The sequence below is a fragment of the Mycobacterium riyadhense genome (genome assembly GCF_963853645.1).
GTDB lineage: Bacteria > Actinomycetota > Actinomycetes > Mycobacteriales > Mycobacteriaceae > Mycobacterium > Mycobacterium riyadhense.
In genome coordinates this window covers 491,962-508,205 of sequence record NZ_OY970456.1, presented here as the reverse complement: position 1 = coordinate 508,205, position 16,244 = coordinate 491,962, and the positions used below count along the sequence as shown (strand labels likewise).

General features: G+C 65.6%; 14 protein-coding genes. 10 read left to right on the top strand and 4 right to left on the bottom strand.

Annotation, left to right across the window (positions count from 1 at the left end):
- The first annotated feature begins 39 nt into the window (after nt 1-39).
- Nucleotides 40-2,223: an acyl-CoA dehydrogenase gene (locus AADZ78_RS02205; RefSeq protein ID WP_085251591.1), complete on the top strand. Its 2,184-nt coding sequence runs from the start codon at nt 40-42 to the stop codon at nt 2,221-2,223.
- 16 nt (nt 2,224-2,239) lie between these two features.
- Here the strand turns inward: AADZ78_RS02205 and AADZ78_RS02200 are convergent, their stop codons facing one another.
- A complete protein-coding gene (locus AADZ78_RS02200) occupies nt 2,240-2,641 on the bottom strand; it encodes a hypothetical protein (protein ID WP_085251592.1) in 402 nt (133 codons plus the stop codon).
- A 386-nt stretch (nt 2,642-3,027) separates the two neighbouring features.
- Nucleotides 3,028-4,707, bottom strand: coding sequence for a long-chain-fatty-acid--CoA ligase FadD2 (fadD2, locus tag AADZ78_RS02195; RefSeq protein ID WP_085251593.1), 1,680 nt, complete (start codon nt 4,705-4,707; stop codon nt 3,028-3,030).
- A 68-nt stretch (nt 4,708-4,775) separates the two neighbouring features.
- Between fadD2 and AADZ78_RS02190 the strand changes: the two genes are divergently transcribed.
- From AADZ78_RS02190 to AADZ78_RS02175, 4 genes are read left to right on the top strand one after another with little or no spacing between them, the layout of a single operon-like run.
- On the top strand, nt 4,776-6,017 hold the full coding sequence (locus AADZ78_RS02190) for a DNA polymerase domain-containing protein (RefSeq protein ID WP_085251594.1): 1,242 nt from the start codon (nt 4,776-4,778) through the stop codon (nt 6,015-6,017).
- Nucleotides 6,018-6,061: 44 nt separating this feature from the next.
- Entirely contained in the window at nt 6,062-6,373 is a 312-nt protein-coding gene (locus tag AADZ78_RS02185; protein WP_085251595.1) for a hypothetical protein, read from the top strand.
- Complete coding sequence (locus tag AADZ78_RS02180; protein WP_085251596.1) at nt 6,374-7,759, top strand: hypothetical protein; 1,386 nt, start codon at nt 6,374-6,376, stop codon at nt 7,757-7,759.
- Nucleotides 7,756-8,355 (top strand): hypothetical protein, encoded by a 600-nt coding sequence (locus AADZ78_RS02175; RefSeq protein WP_085251597.1) that lies wholly within the window; start codon nt 7,756-7,758, stop codon nt 8,353-8,355. Before AADZ78_RS02180 ends, AADZ78_RS02175 begins: the two co-directional genes overlap by 4 nt.
- Nucleotides 8,356-8,390: 35 nt before the next feature.
- On the opposite strand, the gene AADZ78_RS02170 is transcribed toward AADZ78_RS02175, so the two are convergent.
- Nucleotides 8,391-8,786, bottom strand: coding sequence for a hypothetical protein (locus AADZ78_RS02170; RefSeq protein ID WP_085251598.1), 396 nt, complete (start codon nt 8,784-8,786; stop codon nt 8,391-8,393).
- Nucleotides 8,787-8,984: 198 nt separating this feature from the next.
- A complete protein-coding gene (locus AADZ78_RS02165) occupies nt 8,985-9,167 on the bottom strand; it encodes a hypothetical protein (RefSeq protein WP_239655282.1) in 183 nt (60 codons plus the stop codon).
- Between the two features lie 129 nt (nt 9,168-9,296).
- Here AADZ78_RS02165 and AADZ78_RS02160 point away from each other — a divergent pair, with 129 nt between their 5' ends.
- The 5 genes from AADZ78_RS02160 (at nt 9,297) to aac(2')-Ic (ending at nt 16,199) form a co-directional block, all read left to right on the top strand.
- Nucleotides 9,297-12,893 (top strand): hydantoinase B/oxoprolinase family protein, encoded by a 3,597-nt coding sequence (locus tag AADZ78_RS02160; protein ID WP_085251599.1) that lies wholly within the window; start codon nt 9,297-9,299, stop codon nt 12,891-12,893.
- A 106-nt stretch (nt 12,894-12,999) separates the two neighbouring features.
- Nucleotides 13,000-13,983: an ABC transporter substrate-binding protein gene (locus AADZ78_RS02155; RefSeq protein WP_085251600.1), complete on the top strand. Its 984-nt coding sequence runs from the start codon at nt 13,000-13,002 to the stop codon at nt 13,981-13,983.
- A gap of 83 nt (nt 13,984-14,066) precedes the next feature.
- Nucleotides 14,067-14,729, top strand: coding sequence for a 5-oxoprolinase subunit B family protein (locus AADZ78_RS02150; RefSeq protein ID WP_085251601.1), 663 nt, complete (start codon nt 14,067-14,069; stop codon nt 14,727-14,729).
- Between the two features lie 33 nt (nt 14,730-14,762).
- Nucleotides 14,763-15,653: a 5-oxoprolinase/urea amidolyase family protein gene (locus tag AADZ78_RS02145; protein WP_085251602.1), complete on the top strand. Its 891-nt coding sequence runs from the start codon at nt 14,763-14,765 to the stop codon at nt 15,651-15,653.
- On the top strand, nt 15,654-16,199 hold the full coding sequence (gene aac(2')-Ic, locus AADZ78_RS02140) for an aminoglycoside N-acetyltransferase AAC(2')-Ic (RefSeq protein WP_085251603.1): 546 nt from the start codon (nt 15,654-15,656) through the stop codon (nt 16,197-16,199).
- The last annotated feature ends 45 nt before the right edge of the window (nt 16,200-16,244 follow it).

Sequence of the window (16,244 nt, the reverse complement as noted above, 5' to 3'; positions counted from 1 at the left end):
CTTGGGTGTGAACCGAGCAATAGCAAGGGAAGGCGACCAATGCCGATCGCAATCACCCCTGAACACCAAGACCTCGCCGATTCGGTGCGATCCCTGGTGGCGCGGGTAGCGCCGTCCGAGGTATTGCACGCGGCGATGGAGACCGCTATCGAAAATCCCCCGCCATACTGGCAGGCGGCGGCCGAGCAGGGCCTGCAGGGCGTGCATCTGGCCGAGTCCGTCGGCGGACAAGGATTCGGCATTCTTGAACTGGCCGTGGTGCTGGCCGAATTCGGCTACGGCGCGGCGCCCGGGCCGTTCGTGCCGTCGGCGATCGCCAGCGCGCTGATCTCCGCGCATGACCCGGACGCCAAAGTGCTCGCCGAACTGGCTTCCGGAGCGGCAATCGCCGCCTACGCGCTGGATTCCGGGCTGACGGCGACCAGGCATGGCCCCAAGGAAGAAACACTGGTGATCCGCGGCGAGGTCCGCGCCGTTCCCGCCGCGGCCCAGGCATCCGTGCTGGTGCTGCCGGTGGCCATCGACAGCGGCGAGGAGTGGGTTGTGCTGCGCGCCGACCAGCTCGAGATAGAGCCGATTACCAGCCTGGATCCGCTGCGGCCGATCGCTCACGTTCGGGCCAATGCCGTCGAGGTCGGCGACGACGCCGTGTTGACCAACCTGAGCATGACAACCGCTCACGCCTTGATGTTCACCCTGCTGTCGGCCGAGGCCGTCGGCGTGGCGCGTTGGGCGACCGACACCGCGTCGGCATACGCGAAGATCCGCGAACAGTTCGGCAGGCCGATCGGCCAGTTCCAGGCGATCAAGCACAAGTGCGCGGAGATGATGGCCGACACCGAGCGCGCCACCGCTGCGGTATGGGATGCCGCGCGTGCGATCGACGAGGCCAGCCCCGACGTCGAGTTCGCCGCCGCGGTGGCGGCCACGCTGGCACCGGCCGCCGCCCAGCGGTGCGCGCAGGACTGCATTCAGGTGCACGGCGGCATCGGCTTCACCTGGGAGCACGACGCAGGCGTCTATTACCGCCGGGCGCTGCTGCTGGCCGCATGCTTCGGCCGCGCCTCCGAGCACCCGCAGCGGGTGGTGGACACCGCCACGAGCACCGGCATGCGCGCGGTCGACATCGACCTGGACCCGGAGACCGAGAAGCTGCGGGCCGAGATTCGGGCCGAGGTGGCGGCTCTGAAGGCGATGGATCGCGGACCGCGCAAGGTAGCCATTGCCGAAGGGGGTTGGGTGCTGCCGTATCTACCCAGGCCATGGGGGCGCGCGGCCGGCCCGGTCGAGCAGATCATCATCGCCCAGGAGTTCACCACCGGACGGGTCAAGCGGCCGCAGATCGCGATCGCGGCATGGATCGTGCCGTCGATAGTGGCGTTCGGAACCGAGGAGCAGAAACAGCGCTTCCTGCCGCCGACCTTTCGCGGCGACATCTTCTGGTGCCAGCTGTTCTCCGAGCCGGGCGCCGGCTCCGACCTGGCGGGGCTGACCACGAAGGCGACCAGGGTCGACGGGGGCTGGCGCATCACCGGCCAGAAGATCTGGACGACGGCAGCGCAATACTCCCAATGGGGTGCCCTCCTGGCGCGAACCGACCCGAACGCTCCAAAACACAACGGCATCACGTACTTCCTGCTCGACATGAAAAGCGAAGGCATACAGGTAAAGCCGCTGCGTGAACTCACCGGTCACGAGATGTTCAACACCGTCTACATTGACGACGTGTTCGTCCCCGACGAGTACGTGCTCGGAGAGGTAAACCGCGGCTGGGAGGTCAGCCGCAACACCCTGACTGCCGAACGCGTAACGATCGGTAGCAGCGACTCGAACTTCCTGGCCACCCTGCCCGAGTTCGTCGAGTTCGTTCGAGACGGCCAGTTCGACCAGGTCGCGGTTCATCGTGCCGGCCAATTGATTGCCGAGGGTCACGCCGCGAAATTGCTCAACCTGCGCTCCACGCTGCTGACGCTGGCCGGTGGTGACGCGATGCCGTCGGCTGCGATCTCAAAGCTGTTGTCGATGCGCACCGGACAGGGTTACGCCGAATTCGCCGTGTCGTCATTTGGCACCGACGCCGTGATCGGCGACACCGACCAGTTGCCGGGTAAGTGGGGCGAATACCTGCTGGCCAGCCGCGCCACCACCATCTACGGCGGCACGTCAGAGGTGCAGCTGAACATCATCGCCGAACGGCTGCTGGGCCTGCCGCGCGATCCCTAAGGGCCCGCGCATCAGCTCAGCGTCCGTGGCCGCCGTGGCCCCCATGCCACCCAGGGCCACCATGCCACCCAGGCCCGCCGTGCCACCCGGGTCCACCGTGCCACCCGGGTCCGCCGTGCCACCCGGGCCACTTGGGCCAGTTGGGCAACTTCGGCCACCAGGGTCCCCAGGGACCCCGCCAGTCGTCCATTGCGGTGACGCGGCCAAGGTCGGCGGGATGCTGCGGATCGGTCGGGAGCACGCCGGGGACGACCGGCGCGCCGGTGGGCGTGTTGGTCGCTGCGAACTGCGGCGCCGACGTAGGCGGCTGGGCGGCGTGCGCCACCGGGACGGCGCCGAACAGGGCCGCTCCCGTCAGCACGCCAGCGCTCACCGCACCAGCCACCGCGCTACGAACCGAAGACAGTGAAATCAACATGTGCTAGCTCCTTCCACGATGTTGAAACCGACTCGAATGCAATGGTGCTAATTCCAATAATTCTTTATCCAAGGATAGCATTTTTAGTTACCAGCATAGTCGCCCTAATCGGCTGTTCAAGTGCTGCCTTGTAGACACACCGATGCTAGACAGATCGAAATTCAGTATATGCTGTATTCAGTATCTATAAACCTCAGTATTACGAGGGCAGCGCGTATATACTGAGGTACTGATATACAAATAAGCACATGTCAGTAAACGCTGATTAAGGTGGGGATTCGTTATGGACAGACGGGTGCTGATTGCGTATGTACAGCAAATTGTGGCGAGCAGACGCAAAAGCCCCCATTTTCGTGCCGAAATGGGGGCTTTTGTGTCTGCTCGCGCTAGTCCACGTCGATCTCGCGAAGCTCGCGCTTCAGGATCTTGCCGGTGGGGTTCCGCGGCAGCTCATCGAGGAAAATCACTTCCCGCGGCACCTTGTAGCGGGCCAGGTGATCGCGCACATACTGCTTAACCGTGTCCTCATCAATGCTGGCGCCCTTCTTCTTGACCACGAATGCCCGCAGCCGGGCGCCCCACTCCTTGTCGTCGACACCGATCGCGGTGGCCTCGACCACGTCGGGATGCCCGCTGATCAGATCCTCGACTTCGGCCGGGAACACATTCTCGCCGCCGGAAACGATCATCTCGTCGTCGCGGCCGCTGACGTACAGCAGGCCATGCTCATCGAAGTAGCCGACATCACCCGACGACATCAGGCCGTCGATGATCTGCTTGTGACCACCGCCGGTATAGCCCTCGAACGGGAAGGCGGTGCCGACAAAGATCCGGCCGACCTCCCCCTGCGGCAGCTCCTTGCCGTTGTCGTCGAGGATCTTGCACTTGACGCCCTTGACGATCTGACCGACCGTGGCGGCGTTGCGTTCCAGGTCTTGGGGTCCGGCGATGCTGGCGAAGGCGATCTCGGTCGAGCCATACATGTTGTAGATGACCGGACCCAGGTCTCGGAGAGCGCGGGTGGCCAGCTCGGCGCCCAATTGCGATCCGGATACGAATACGATCTTCAGGCTGGACAGATCGGGCTTCTTGTCCATCTTCTCGACCGCGTCGAGAAGGCGCGACAGCATTACCGGCACCACCACTATGGCGGTGGCCTTGTGCTTCTCGATGTCTTCAATCACCAGCGGCGGCTTGAACTTGCGCCGCAGCACCAGCGTCGAACCCAGGAACATCGCGAGCGTGGCATGCAGATAGCCCAGGGCGTGGAACATCGGCGACGGCAACGACGTCACCTCGCCGGCCTTGAACGGAACGTGCGACAAGACACCGCCGACCGGTGCCAGCGTCGGCGGGAGGCTGCGGTTGGCGCCCTTCGGCGTGCCGGTCGTGCCGCTGGTCAGGATGATGATCGACGCGTGCTTGCTGGCTTTCGGGGCGGGTGCGGTACTGCTGCGCGCGATCAGCTCGGCCAGCGTTTCATCGGTACTGCCGGACGGCTGGTCGGCGTCGGGGTTGACGCCAAGCGCCCGCAGCTTACCCAGCTCCGGCTCGGCTTTGCTGACGGCCTTGCTGTACTCGTCGTCATAAATGATCACCTTGGCGCCCTCGCGCTCGGAGACCTCTTTGATTTGCGGGCCGGAGAATTCGCTGTTGAGCAAGACGATGCGAGCGCCGACACGGGCGGCGCCATAGTTGGCGATGATGAACCAGCGGTGGTTACGTGCCAGGATGGCGACCCCGTCGCCACCGCGAACGCCCTTGGCGAGAAGGCCATTGGCCACCGCGTGGGCGGCGTCGTCAAGCTCCTTGTAGGTGAGCGTGCCCTCTTCGTCGATGAGCGCCAAGCCATCGGGGTTGCGCCTGGCGTTGTGTGCCGCCAGCATGCCGATCTCGCCCCACTTGCGGATATCGGCTGCCATCGCCGCGTAGTTCAGCGGCGGTTCCAGCCCGACCGCGCCCGATTCGATGATCTTGCGCAGGTAGTGCAATTCGGCGGTGCCACGTTCGACATACTGCGCAATCTTGGCGACAGTTTGCCCGGGCAGGTCACTGAGGTTAGGCATAGCCACACAATATGTGACGGCCGTCGCAATGCGGTCAGGAAGTATGCCCGGAATTACGATGGACTCCTATGACCGATCCGGTGTCACTAGAGGTGGCCGGATGCGAGGTCACCATTACCCATCCGGACAAGGTGATTTTCCCCGCCGCTCCTAATTCAGGTGGTGGCCCCGGCCGGGCCGGTCGAACCAAGCTGGACCTGGTCCGGTACTACCTGTCCGTCGCCGACGGGGCGCTACGCGGGGTATCCGGCCGGCCAATGATTCTGAAGCGCTTCGTCAAGGGCATCTCGGAAGAGGCGGTGTTTCAGAAGCGCGCCCCGGAGAAACGGCCCGATTGGGTGGACGTCGCCGAGCTGCGGTACGCATCCGGCACATCGGCCAAAGAGGCCGTCATCCATGACGCCGCCGGACTGGCATGGGTGATCAACCTGGGATGCATTGACCTCAATCCACATCCTGTGCTCGCCAGCGACCTCGACCACCCCGACGAACTGCGGATCGACCTGGACCCGATGCCCGGGGTCACCTGGCAGCGGATCATCGAGGTCGCGCTGGTAGCCCGCGAGGTGCTCGAAGACTACGGGCTGGTCGCGTGGCCCAAGACGTCCGGCTCACGAGGCTTCCATGTCTACGCCCGGATCGCTCCGCACTGGTCGTTCCGCCAGGTGCGGCTGGCCGCCCAAACCGTTGCACGGGAAGTCGAGCGGCGCGTGCCCGACGCGGCAACCAGCCGCTGGTGGAAAGAAGAACGCGAGGGGGTGTTTGTCGACTTCAATCAGAACGCCAAAGATCGCACGGTCGCGTCGGCCTACTCGGTGCGTGCCACCCCGGATGCGCGGGTATCCACACCGCTGCATTGGGATGAGGTCGCCGACTGCCGTCCGGAGGCGTTCACCATTGCCACCGTGCCCGCCCGGTTCGCCGAAATGGGTGACCCCTGGGCGGGGATGGATGATGCCGTCGGTGAACTTGACCGGCTGCTGACGCTTGCCGAGGAAATGGGTCCGCCGGAGAAGGCGCCGAAAGGGTCGGCACAAAGCGGGACGGCGGGACGTCGTCAGTCCGTGATGCCGCTCATCGAGATCGCCCGCACCAAGACGAAGGACGAGGCGATGGCCGCGCTCGACGCCTGGCGCGGACGCTACCCCGACGCCGCCGCTTTGCTGCAGCCGGCCGACGTGCTGGTCGACGGCATGCGGGGACCTAGTTCGATCTGGTATCGGATCCGCATCAACCTGCGACACGTGCCGGCCGACCAGCGGCCGCCGCAGGAGGAGTTGATCGCCGACTACAGCCCGTGGCCGGGGTAACGGTGAGCTGAGGCGCAGGGCATTGAGCACTAAACTCTCGCCGCATGGAATCGTCACGGGGCGTGTCCGAGCTGCGGGTCAGCGACGACGGCCTTCGCGCGGAAGCTGGCGAGTGCGAGACCTTGGCGGGCAAGCTGGCAGGCAATAGCGCGCCGACTCCTGCGGTTTCGACATGGCTAGCAAGCGCGTCCGCAGTCACTGTTTCCAACGCGGGGATCACCGCGGCGGGCGCCAGGTGCACCTTCCGAATGCAGGCGACGGCCACCAACCTCGCGGCAGCCGCTACTGGCTACACGGCGAACGAAGCCAGCTCGGCAGCCCAGCTCCAGGGGCTGGCCCGGCCGACAGTGTGCTAGATGGCCCTCAGCACTGCACTTCCTACGCTGTCGCAAGTTCAGGTCATGGATACCGCGTATCTGCGCGAGGGGTCGGCGTATTGGACGCGCACCGCCAACCTGTGGGAAGAGGTCTTCAGTGAAATCCACAGGCGGGCGTCAACGCCCGGTGGCACGCCGTGGGAAGGCCAGGCCGCGGCCGCGACGGAACAGCGCTCCGCGCTTGACCTGGTGCAGGTCCGAGGGGCGTGTTACCAGTTGCACCAGGCCGCCGCAATCGCCCGTCGGGGGGAAGCGGCGTTGCAAGCGTGCCGCGAGGAGGTGCTCAACGCCGTCCACGAGGCGCAGGCGGACGGCTTCGCGGTCGGTGAGGACTATTCGGTCGCCGACCGCTCATCGGGCGGTTCGGCCGAGTTCAGGGCGGCACGGCTTGCCCAGGCGCAAGGGCACTCCGCATTCATCCGCCATCGCGTAGCCGCGTTGGTCGCCAAGGATCACGAGATCGCCACACAGGTTGCCGCCGCCACCAAGGGCATCGACACCCTCACCTTCGAGGAAGCCCCCGCCCCTGGCACGCCACCCACTGACAAGCACGACGCGATCCAACTCGTCGACAATCACACCTGGAAACAGGATCCACGCCAACCCATCCCGCCCGACCCGCACCCGGGCCCGCTGCCGCCCATCAACAACGCCGAAGACGTCAGGAAAGTGCTGGACCCCTTGCAGAACGGGGGGAAACGGGGGCCTAACGGCGTGGGATCGAACCCAGAGGTCAAGGAGCTGTGGGATGCGGCGAATGTTAAACGGATGTGGGATTACCTCACGCGCAACGCGAGCGACTGTCCTGGCCCTCCCCGTTACAAGGGGTCAGTACGAGTACTACCCGACGGCACCAAGATCGGCTTACGCCAGAGCACCGACGGTTGGGGCGACACCATCGACGTCTGGTACCCCGACCGTGACAGAACAAAAATCCACACCCCATACGCGCCGCCGCTGATCAGCGCGCCGCCGCAGTTACCACCGGCCGCACACCCCGCCCCGTTGCCACTGCCGCCACCGCAGGTGGGTCATCCGCCCATAATTCTTCCGCCGACGCAGGTCGTTGACCCGGCGACGCTGCCGCCCTGGTTGCAGAACCCATCGCCGCCGGGCTTTCAGGTCACGCCCAGCGCGCCACTCCCGATCGCCCCGTTCGACCTCCCAGACGCTCCGGCGGTTCCCACACCGCCAGCAACGCCCGGCCCACCCCCGGCCCCGGGCGGATCACCTCTGTTGCCCGACCTGGCCCACGATCTGGCCGAGGCCGGAAAGGCGGCAGGAGCCGGAGTGCTCGCCGGAATCGCCATTATCGGCGGCCTCATCTCCGGCGGGGTTACCTCTAGCGGACAGATCGCGCGGTGAATACTTTGGAGCCGTCAGACGAGCGGCAGCGCCTCCTGTCGGCGGCCTCGCTGGCCGACATCGTTGCCTGCACCGTCGGCGAGTTCGCGCCCCTTCCGGTTGCGGGCACACTTACCGGCGATGACGGCAGTGTCGCTGTCCCACCGGGATGGTACCTGGCCGCGCCGGGGGACAACGCCGAGCAACCGGTGCGGGTCGCCGTCACGGGACACCGGTCGCGTGGCGGCTGGGAAGGCTGCGACACCCTGGCCGCGTTCAGCTTCACCGGCATAGCGGCGACTGACGTCGCTATCGATCATGGCGCGTGCACCCTGCGCGATCTGGGTGCAGCCGGCGTCACGACCCGGATCCTCGACACCCCGGTAACGCCAGACGCGTGTGGCGTGCGCAGTACGGGATATTTCACCGCGGCCCGGTTACGGATGTGGGGACAATTCACGACATATATCGCCGGATCCGAATGTCCTGGGATGGGCCGACTGCTCCAACACAACCTTTTCGTCGTTAGTCAACGGCGAACACACCTCCGGAGGGATATCACCTACCTCAGCGACACCGTCGCGAACTCATTCGGCGCGCTGCTCGACTCCCGCTGACGGCATAAAGCCGCGCAAACGCGACATGACCGTGCTTACGGCTCCGGTTCATCCGCGTGATATCGCTCCAGGGCCAGCTTCTCGCCCTTGTCGGTCAGATGCAGCCAACACCTCGTGATCCAGCTCCACCGGTCGTCGAAGTGGGTAACGTAGGCGTCTTCGATCTCAGCCATCGCGGCGTCCAGCGGCAGATCCCAGGGTTCAAAACGTGGATTGCGTTTAGGCCCCACGATCGTGCCCAACACAAACAGCCCCTCGCTGACCAGCTCCCGAACCATGCTCAACGTCAGCTGCTGCACCTCGTGCGGCGGTCGTGGCTGGCCGGTCTTCCGCATGAACGACGAGTGCACCTCACCAAAGTAAATCGAGTCCTGCAGACCCTCGATGAGCAGGTTATCTTTGACCCAGTCATGCTCAGTCGCAGCGTCCACCGCTCACTTTCCCCTCTCCTGCGCTGAAGGCCACGGGAAGCCCCGACGCTTCACCATTGACGCCCATCATCTCGTACCGCGCGACGCCGCGGCGCGGTCGTGGATGTGGGGAGAGTTCAAGTGCCGAGGTGGATGAGACTCATGCTTACGGGTCATCCGCGTGATACAGCTCGAGGGCGAGCTTCTTGCCTTTGTCGGTCAGGTCCAGTTGACCAGTTCCCGGATCATGTTCAACGTGAGCTGCTGGACCTCGTACACCGGCCGCGGCGGGCCAGCCTCCGGAACGAACGACGCCTGCACATCGCTGAGGGAACTCCAGTCCTGCAGGCCCTCGAACAGCAGGCCCTCCTTGACCCAGTCATGCTCAGCGGCAGCGTCCACCGCTCACATGCCCCTCTCCTACGCCGAAGGCCACCGGAAGCCCGGCGCCTGAGCACTCAGACCATCGTCGCTCTGGAGACACCTACAAAGCCTCCTAACGTAGCGTGAAGAGCCGGAGAGGGAGCACGGGTGACTGGTGCACAGTGGCAATTCTGGGTCGACCGGGGCGGCACGTTCACCGACATCGTGGCGCGCCGGCCGGATGGACGGCTGCTGACGCACAAGTTGCTTTCGCAGAACCCGGCACGCTACCGCGACGCAGCGGTGGCCGGAATCCGTGCACTACTCGGGATCACCGAGAACGCACCCATACCCGTCACGCAAGTCGACGCCGTCCGGATGGGCACCACCGTCGCGACCAACGCCCTGCTGGAGCGTAAGGGTGAGCGCACGCTGCTGGTGATCACCCGCGGTTTTCACGACGCGCTACGGATCGCCTACCAAAATCGGCCGAGCATCTTCGACCGACACATCGTACTGCCGGAGATGCTGTACGAGCGGGTCGTCGAGGTCGACGAGCGGATCGCGGCCGACGGCACCGTGCTGCGGGAACCCGATCTCGAAGCACTGGGCGCGCAACTGCGGCAGGCCCATGACGATGGGATCAGATCGGTCGCGGTGGTGTGCATGCACGGTTACCTGTACCCAACACACGAACGAGAGATCGGCAAGCTGGCCGGGCAGGTCGGCTTTGACCACATCTCGCTGTCGTCTGAGGTCAGCCCGTTGATGAAGCTGGTCCCGCGCGGGGACACCACCGTGGTCGACGCCTACTTGTCCCCGGTGCTGCGCCGCTACGTCAACCAGGTGGCAGACCAGATGCTTGGTGTGCGACTGATGTTCATGCAGTCCAACGGAGGCCTCGCCGAGGCCGGGCATTTTCGCGGCAAGGACGCGATTTTGTCCGGCCCGGCCGGCGGCATCGTCGGCATGGTGCGGATGTCGGCCCTGGCCGGATTCGATCACGTCATCGGCTTCGACATGGGCGGCACCTCCACCGACGTGTCGCATTATGCCGGCGAGTACGAGCGTGTGTTCACCACGCAAGTGGCTGGTGTCCGGTTGCGCGCTCCCATGCTGGACATCCACACCGTGGCCGCGGGCGGCGGGTCGATCCTGCATTTCGACGGCAGCCGCTACCGGGTCGGCCCGGACTCGGCGGGGGCCGACCCCGGCCCGGCCTGCTACCGCGGCGGCGGTCCACTCACCGTCACCGATGCCAACGTGATACTCGGCCGCATCCAGCCCGCGCACTTCCCGGCCGTGTTCGGTCCCGGCGGCGACCAGCCGCTGGATGCGGAGATCGTGCGGCGTCGCTTCGCCGAACTGGGTGCCGACATCCGGGCGCGCACGGGTGACGACCGGTCGCCCGAGCAGGTCGCCGAGGGGTTTCTGCGGATCGCGGTGGCAAACATGGCCAACGCGGTCAAGAAAATCTCGGTCCAAAAGGGACACGACGTGACGCAGTACGTGCTGACCACATTCGGCGGCGCCGGCGGGCAACACGCGTGCGCGGTTGCGGATGCGCTGGGTATCCGCACGGTACTCGTCCCGCCCATGGCTGGTGTGCTTTCCGCATTGGGGATCGGTTTGGCCGACACGACCGCGATGCGGGAGCAGTCCGTCGAAATCCGGCTCGAATCCGCCGCCTTGGAGAGGTTGGCCGCCGTCGCGGATTCCCTCGAGCAGACGGCTCGCACCGAACTGGTCGACGAGGGCATCCCGGCCGAGCGGATCCGAGTCGTTCGGCGCGTCCACCTACGCTACGACGGGACCGACACCGCGGTCCCTATCCAACTTGCAGAGCTCGACGCAATGACGGCGGCGTTCGAGGCGAGTCACCATGCGACGTACTCCTTCCTGATGGACCGCCCGCTGATCGCCGGAGCCGTCTCGGTCGAGGCAACCGGGCTCACCGAGCAGCCCGACCTGTCCCATCTCGGTGACCGCGATGCCGACGACCCCGACGCACCCGAAACGGTGCGGGTCTATGCGGGCGGATCGTGGCGCGAAGCCCCGCTGCGCCAACGAGATCGAATGAAGACTGGGCATACCGCGACCGGCCCGGCCATCATCGCTGAAGCCAACGCGACCACCGTCGTCGACGACGGCTGGCGGGCCGAGATGACCTCCTACGGGCATCTGCTCGTCGAGCGGGTGGTCGCCCCCACGCAGCCCGATGCCAGCACCAAGGCAGACCCGGTGCTGCTGGAGATCTTCAACAACATGTTCATGTCGATCGCCGAACAGATGGGCTTCCGGTTGGAGGCCACCGCCCAGTCGGTGAATATCCGTGAGCGGCTGGACTTTTCGTGCGCGCTGTTTGATCCGGACGGCAACCTCGTCGCCAACGCACCGCACATCCCGGTGCATCTCGGTTCGATGGGCACCACCGTCAAGGAGGTGATCCGCCGTCGCCTCGGCACGATGAATCCCGGCGACGTCTACGCAGTCAACGACCCCTACCACGGCGGTACCCACCTGCCGGATGTCACCGTCGTGACCCCGGTGTTCGACGATCCGGGTCAGCGGATCCTATTTTTCGTCGCGTCCCGAGGACACCATGCCGAAATCGGCGGGATCACCCCCGGTTCCATGCCCGCCGACAGTCATCAGATCCACGAAGAAGGCGTGCTGTTCGACAACTGGCTCCTCGCCGAAAAAGGGCAGTTCCGCGAAGCCGAAACCCGGCGGCTACTCACCGAGGCGCCGTTCCCATCCCGCAATCCCGACACCAACCTCGCCGATCTCCGCGCGCAGATCGCCGCAAACAAAAAGGGAGTCGACGAGGTCGACAAGATGATCGATCATTTCGGACTCGATGTCGTGCAGGCGTACATGCGCCACGTCCAGGACAACGCCGAGGAGGCGGTCCGCCGCGTCATCGACCGGCTCGATGATGGCGAATACCGCTACCGCATGGATTCCAGCGCCACGATCGCCATCCGCGTCACCGTCGACCGCGCCGCCCGCAGCGCGATCATCGACTTCACCGGGACTTCGCCCCAACTCAGCACGAACTTCAACGCGCCGTCGTCGGTCGTGAACGCCGCAGTACTCTACGTGTTCCGAACACTGGTCGCCGACGATATCCCGCTCAACGACGGTTGCCTGCGACCGCTGCGCATCGTCGTCCCGGAAGGCTCGATGCTCGCGCCGACCTACCCGGCCGCGGTTGTCGCTGGGAACGTGGAAACCTCGCAAGCAATCACCGGCGCACTGTTCGCCGCCTTGCGTGTGCAAGCCGAGGGGTCCGGGACGATGAACAACGTCACCTTCGGGAACGATCAGCATCAGTACTACGAGACCATTGGGTCCGGCTCTGGCGCCGGCGACGGGTTCGACGGGGTGTCGGTCGTGCAGACACACATGACGAACTCTCGGCTCACCGATCCCGAAGTGCTCGAATCGCGCTTCCCGGTGCTGCTGCAGGAGTTCGCCATTCGGCCTGGCAGCGGTGGCGCCGGGCGGTGGCGTGGCGGTGACGGAGCGGTCCGTCGGATCGAGTTCACCGCGCCCATGACGGTGAGCACGTTGTCGGGTCATCGGCGGGTTCCGCCCTACGGGATGGCCGGCGGCTCGGCGGGAGCCCCGGGCCGCAATCGGATAGAACGCGCCGACGGCAGCACGGTCGACCTGGCCGGGTGTGACTCTATGGAGGTCGGGGCCGGCGACACGCTCGTGATCGAAACCCCAGGCGGCGGCGGATATGGCACGCCCACCTAACACCATCTGGGAACACACCGCGGTCGACGGCGGCATGCCGTTGGGCTGAGCGGTCCAGCTGCCCGTTGGTGCAGGTGCGGGTCTGGAAACGCGATACTCTCACGCGGTGCAACAGCGATGGAATCGGCGGGGCTTCTTGCAGGTCGCCGGGGCTGCAGGGTTGCTCGCGGCGTGCTCCAGGCCGAAGCCGGCGCCGGGCACTGCTGGCGGCGGTGCGGTGACAGTCACCCACCTGTTCGGCCAGACCGTCATCAAGGAACCCCCCAAGCGCGTGGTCAGCGCCGGATACACCGAACAGGACGACTTGCTTGCGGTGGGGGTGGTGCCGATCGCAGTGACCAACTGGTTCGGCGACCAGCCGTTCGCGGTGTGGCCGTGGGCCCAGCCCAAGCTCGGTGCGGCGCGGCCGGTAGTCCTGAATCTGGACGACGGAATTCAAATCGACCAGATCGCGGGCCTGAAACCCGACCTGATCGTGGCCATCAACGCCGGCCTCGACGCCGATACGTATCAAAAGCTTTCGGCGATCGCCCCGACCATTGCGCAGTCGGGCGGCGACGCGTTCTTTGAGCCGTGGAAGGACCAGGCCACCGCGATCGGCCAGGCGGTATTCCAGGCCGACCAAATGACGTCGATGATCGACGCCGTCGACCGGAAGTTCGCCGATATCGGCCAGCGGAATCCGCAATGGAAGGGCAAGAAGGCGCTGCTGATGCAGGGCAAGCTCTGGCAAGGCACGGTGGTCGCAACCATGGCGGGCTGGCGTACCGATTTCTTGAACCAGATGGGCCTCGTCATCGCCGACAGCATCAAGCCCTTTGGCAGCGATCACCGCGCGGTCATCCCGCGGGACCACATCAAAGCGGTCCTTGATTCGGCCGACGTACTGATCTGGACCACCGAGAGTCCGGCGGAGCAACAGGCATTGCTGGCCGATCCGGACGTCGCGGCGTCGCAGGCGACCGGGCAGAACCGCCACATCTTCACCACCAAGGACCAGGCCGGGGCGATCGCCTTCTCGTCGGTGCTGAGTTATCCCGTGGTGGCCGATCAACTACCCCCGTTGATCGCCAAGATCCTTTCCCCATGAGCCGCATGAGCATTTGCTAAGGCACCTCTGGCAGACCTCGAAAATCCTGGCCGACCCTCGAATCCCAGCGTTACCGTCGAAGAATGAGTGTGACGGATCTCTCAATGGAACCGACCACGGACCCGCTGACGTGCCCGGTTCTCGACTACGGCGACCAAGCGCTGATGCTGGAATGCGACAGCACCGCCGACGTATTGGCATGGACAGCCGCGTTGCGTGGGGCGGCGCTGCCCGGCGTGGTCGATATCGTCCCGGCCTCGCGTACCGTGCTGGTGAAGCTCAACGCACCCCGCTACCAGGGGGTCACCCGGCAGCGCATGCGCAAGTTGCGGGTTACCCCTGACGCGATGGCTTCTGTGGATCACCAGGACACCGTGGTGATCGACGTCATCTACGACGGCCCAGACCTCACCGAGGTCGCCAGCCATACCGGTCTGACCACCGCACAGGTCATCAACGCCCACACCAACACCCCCTGGCGCGTGGGCTTCAGCGGGTCCACTCCGGGTTTCGCGTACCTCGTAGGCGGCGACCCGCGTCTGCGGGTGCCGCGCCGGGCCGAGCTGCGGACGTCGGTGCCGGCCGGTTCGGTCGCCCTCGCAGGCGAATTCAGCGCTGTATATCCACGCCAATGGCCCGGCGGGTGGCAGATCATCGGCCACACCGACGCCGATCTGTGGGATATCGACCGACCCAACCCGGCCCTGCTCACACAGGGCACATGGGTGCGGTTCCGGGCCGCGTAATCGCCAGTTGGCGATCCCGAAGAGGAGGATGGCGTGACAACAACTCTGGAAATCCTGCGTAGTGGACCACTAGCCGTCGTCCAGGACCTCGGCCGCGCGGGCCTGGCTCACCTCGGCGTCGGCCGGTCCGGTGCCGCCGACCGGCGCTCGCACACGCTGGCCAACCGACTGGTCGCCAATCCCCGCGACCGCGCCACCATCGAAGTGACGTTCGGCGGCTTCTCGGCCCGGGTACGCGGCGGTGACGTCGATATCGCGGTGACGGGTGCCGATACCGACCCCACTGTCAACGGAAAATTGTTCGGCACCAACAGCATTCACCATGTCCGGGATGGCCAGGTGATCTCACTGGGCACCCCGCGCGCCGGCCTGCGGACGTACCTGGCGGTGCGCGGCGGGATCGGCGTCACGCCGGTCCTGGGATCGCGCAGCTACGACGTGATGTCGGCGATCGGACCGTTGCCACTGCAAGCCGGTGATGTAATACCGGTCGGCGAACACACCGATGACTACCCCGAACTCGACCAGGCCCCGGTGCCCGCGATCGCCGCGCATCTAGTGGAACTGATGGTGGTGCCGGGGCCGCGCGACGACTGGTTCGTAGATCCCGATGCCTTGGTGCACACGATCTGGATGGCATCCAACCGCAGCGACCGGGTGGGAATGCGAATGGAAGGCCGCCCAATGCAATATCGCGACCCAAACCGGCAATTGCCCAGTGAGGGCGCTACCCGTGGCGCCATTCAGGTGCCGCCCAATGGATTACCAGTGATCCTGGGCCCCGATCACCCGATCACCGGCGGCTACCCGGTCGTCGGCGTCGTGGTCGACGAGGACATCGACAAGGTCGCCCAGGTGCGGCCCGGCCAGTATGTGCGGATGCACTGGGCGCGGCCGCGCTCCCCGGCCAGAACCTGGTCCTAATTGCACCCGCAGGTACACACGGCTCGCCTGGTCCACACCTCCGATCTCGACAGCGAGACTCGTCAGGGTATCCGTGAGATGGTCACCGGCGCCTTCGCTGGCGACTTCACCGAGACGGACTGGGAGCACACGCTGGGCGGGATGCATGCCCTGATCTGGCATCACGGCGCGATCATCGCGCATGCCGCCGTGGTGCAGCGCCGGCTGATATACCGCGATCGAGCGCTGCGCTGCGGCTACGTCGAAGGTGTTGCGGTACGGGAGGATTGGCGTGGACAGGGGCTGGTGCGGGCGCTGCTGGACGGGGTCGAACAGGTAATGCGCGGCGCCTACCAACTCGGAGCGCTCAGCTCCTCGGCGCGGGCTCGCCGGCTGTACGCATCGCGCGGGTGGTTGCCCTGGCTGGGCCCGACGTCGGTGCTGGCCCCCGCCGGTCCGATGCGCACACCCGACGACGACGGAACGATCTTCGTGTTGCCGGTCGACATCGAGCTAGACACCTCCGCGGAGCTGATGTGCGATTGGCGCGCAGGAGATGTCTGGTAACGGATCGACTTTTCAGCGACCTACCAGAGAACTGGGATTCAACTT

Excerpts from the sequence above, each read along its gene's own strand:
- AADZ78_RS02205 (WP_085251591.1), top strand. The coding sequence starts at position 40 with ATGCCGATCGCAATCACCCCTGAACACCAAGACCTCGCCGATTCGGTG.
- AADZ78_RS02200 (WP_085251592.1), bottom strand. The coding sequence starts at position 2,641 with ATGTTGATTTCACTGTCTTCGGTTCGTAGCGCGGTGGCTGGTGCGGTG.
- AADZ78_RS02150 (WP_085251601.1), top strand. The coding sequence starts at position 14,067 with ATGAGTGTGACGGATCTCTCAATGGAACCGACCACGGACCCGCTGACG.
- AADZ78_RS02190 (WP_085251594.1), top strand. The coding sequence starts at position 4,776 with ATGACCGATCCGGTGTCACTAGAGGTGGCCGGATGCGAGGTCACCATT.
- AADZ78_RS02185 (WP_085251595.1), top strand. The coding sequence starts at position 6,062 with ATGGAATCGTCACGGGGCGTGTCCGAGCTGCGGGTCAGCGACGACGGC.
- AADZ78_RS02180 (WP_085251596.1), top strand. The coding sequence starts at position 6,374 with ATGGCCCTCAGCACTGCACTTCCTACGCTGTCGCAAGTTCAGGTCATG.
- fadD2 (WP_085251593.1), bottom strand. The coding sequence starts at position 4,707 with ATGCCTAACCTCAGTGACCTGCCCGGGCAAACTGTCGCCAAGATTGCG.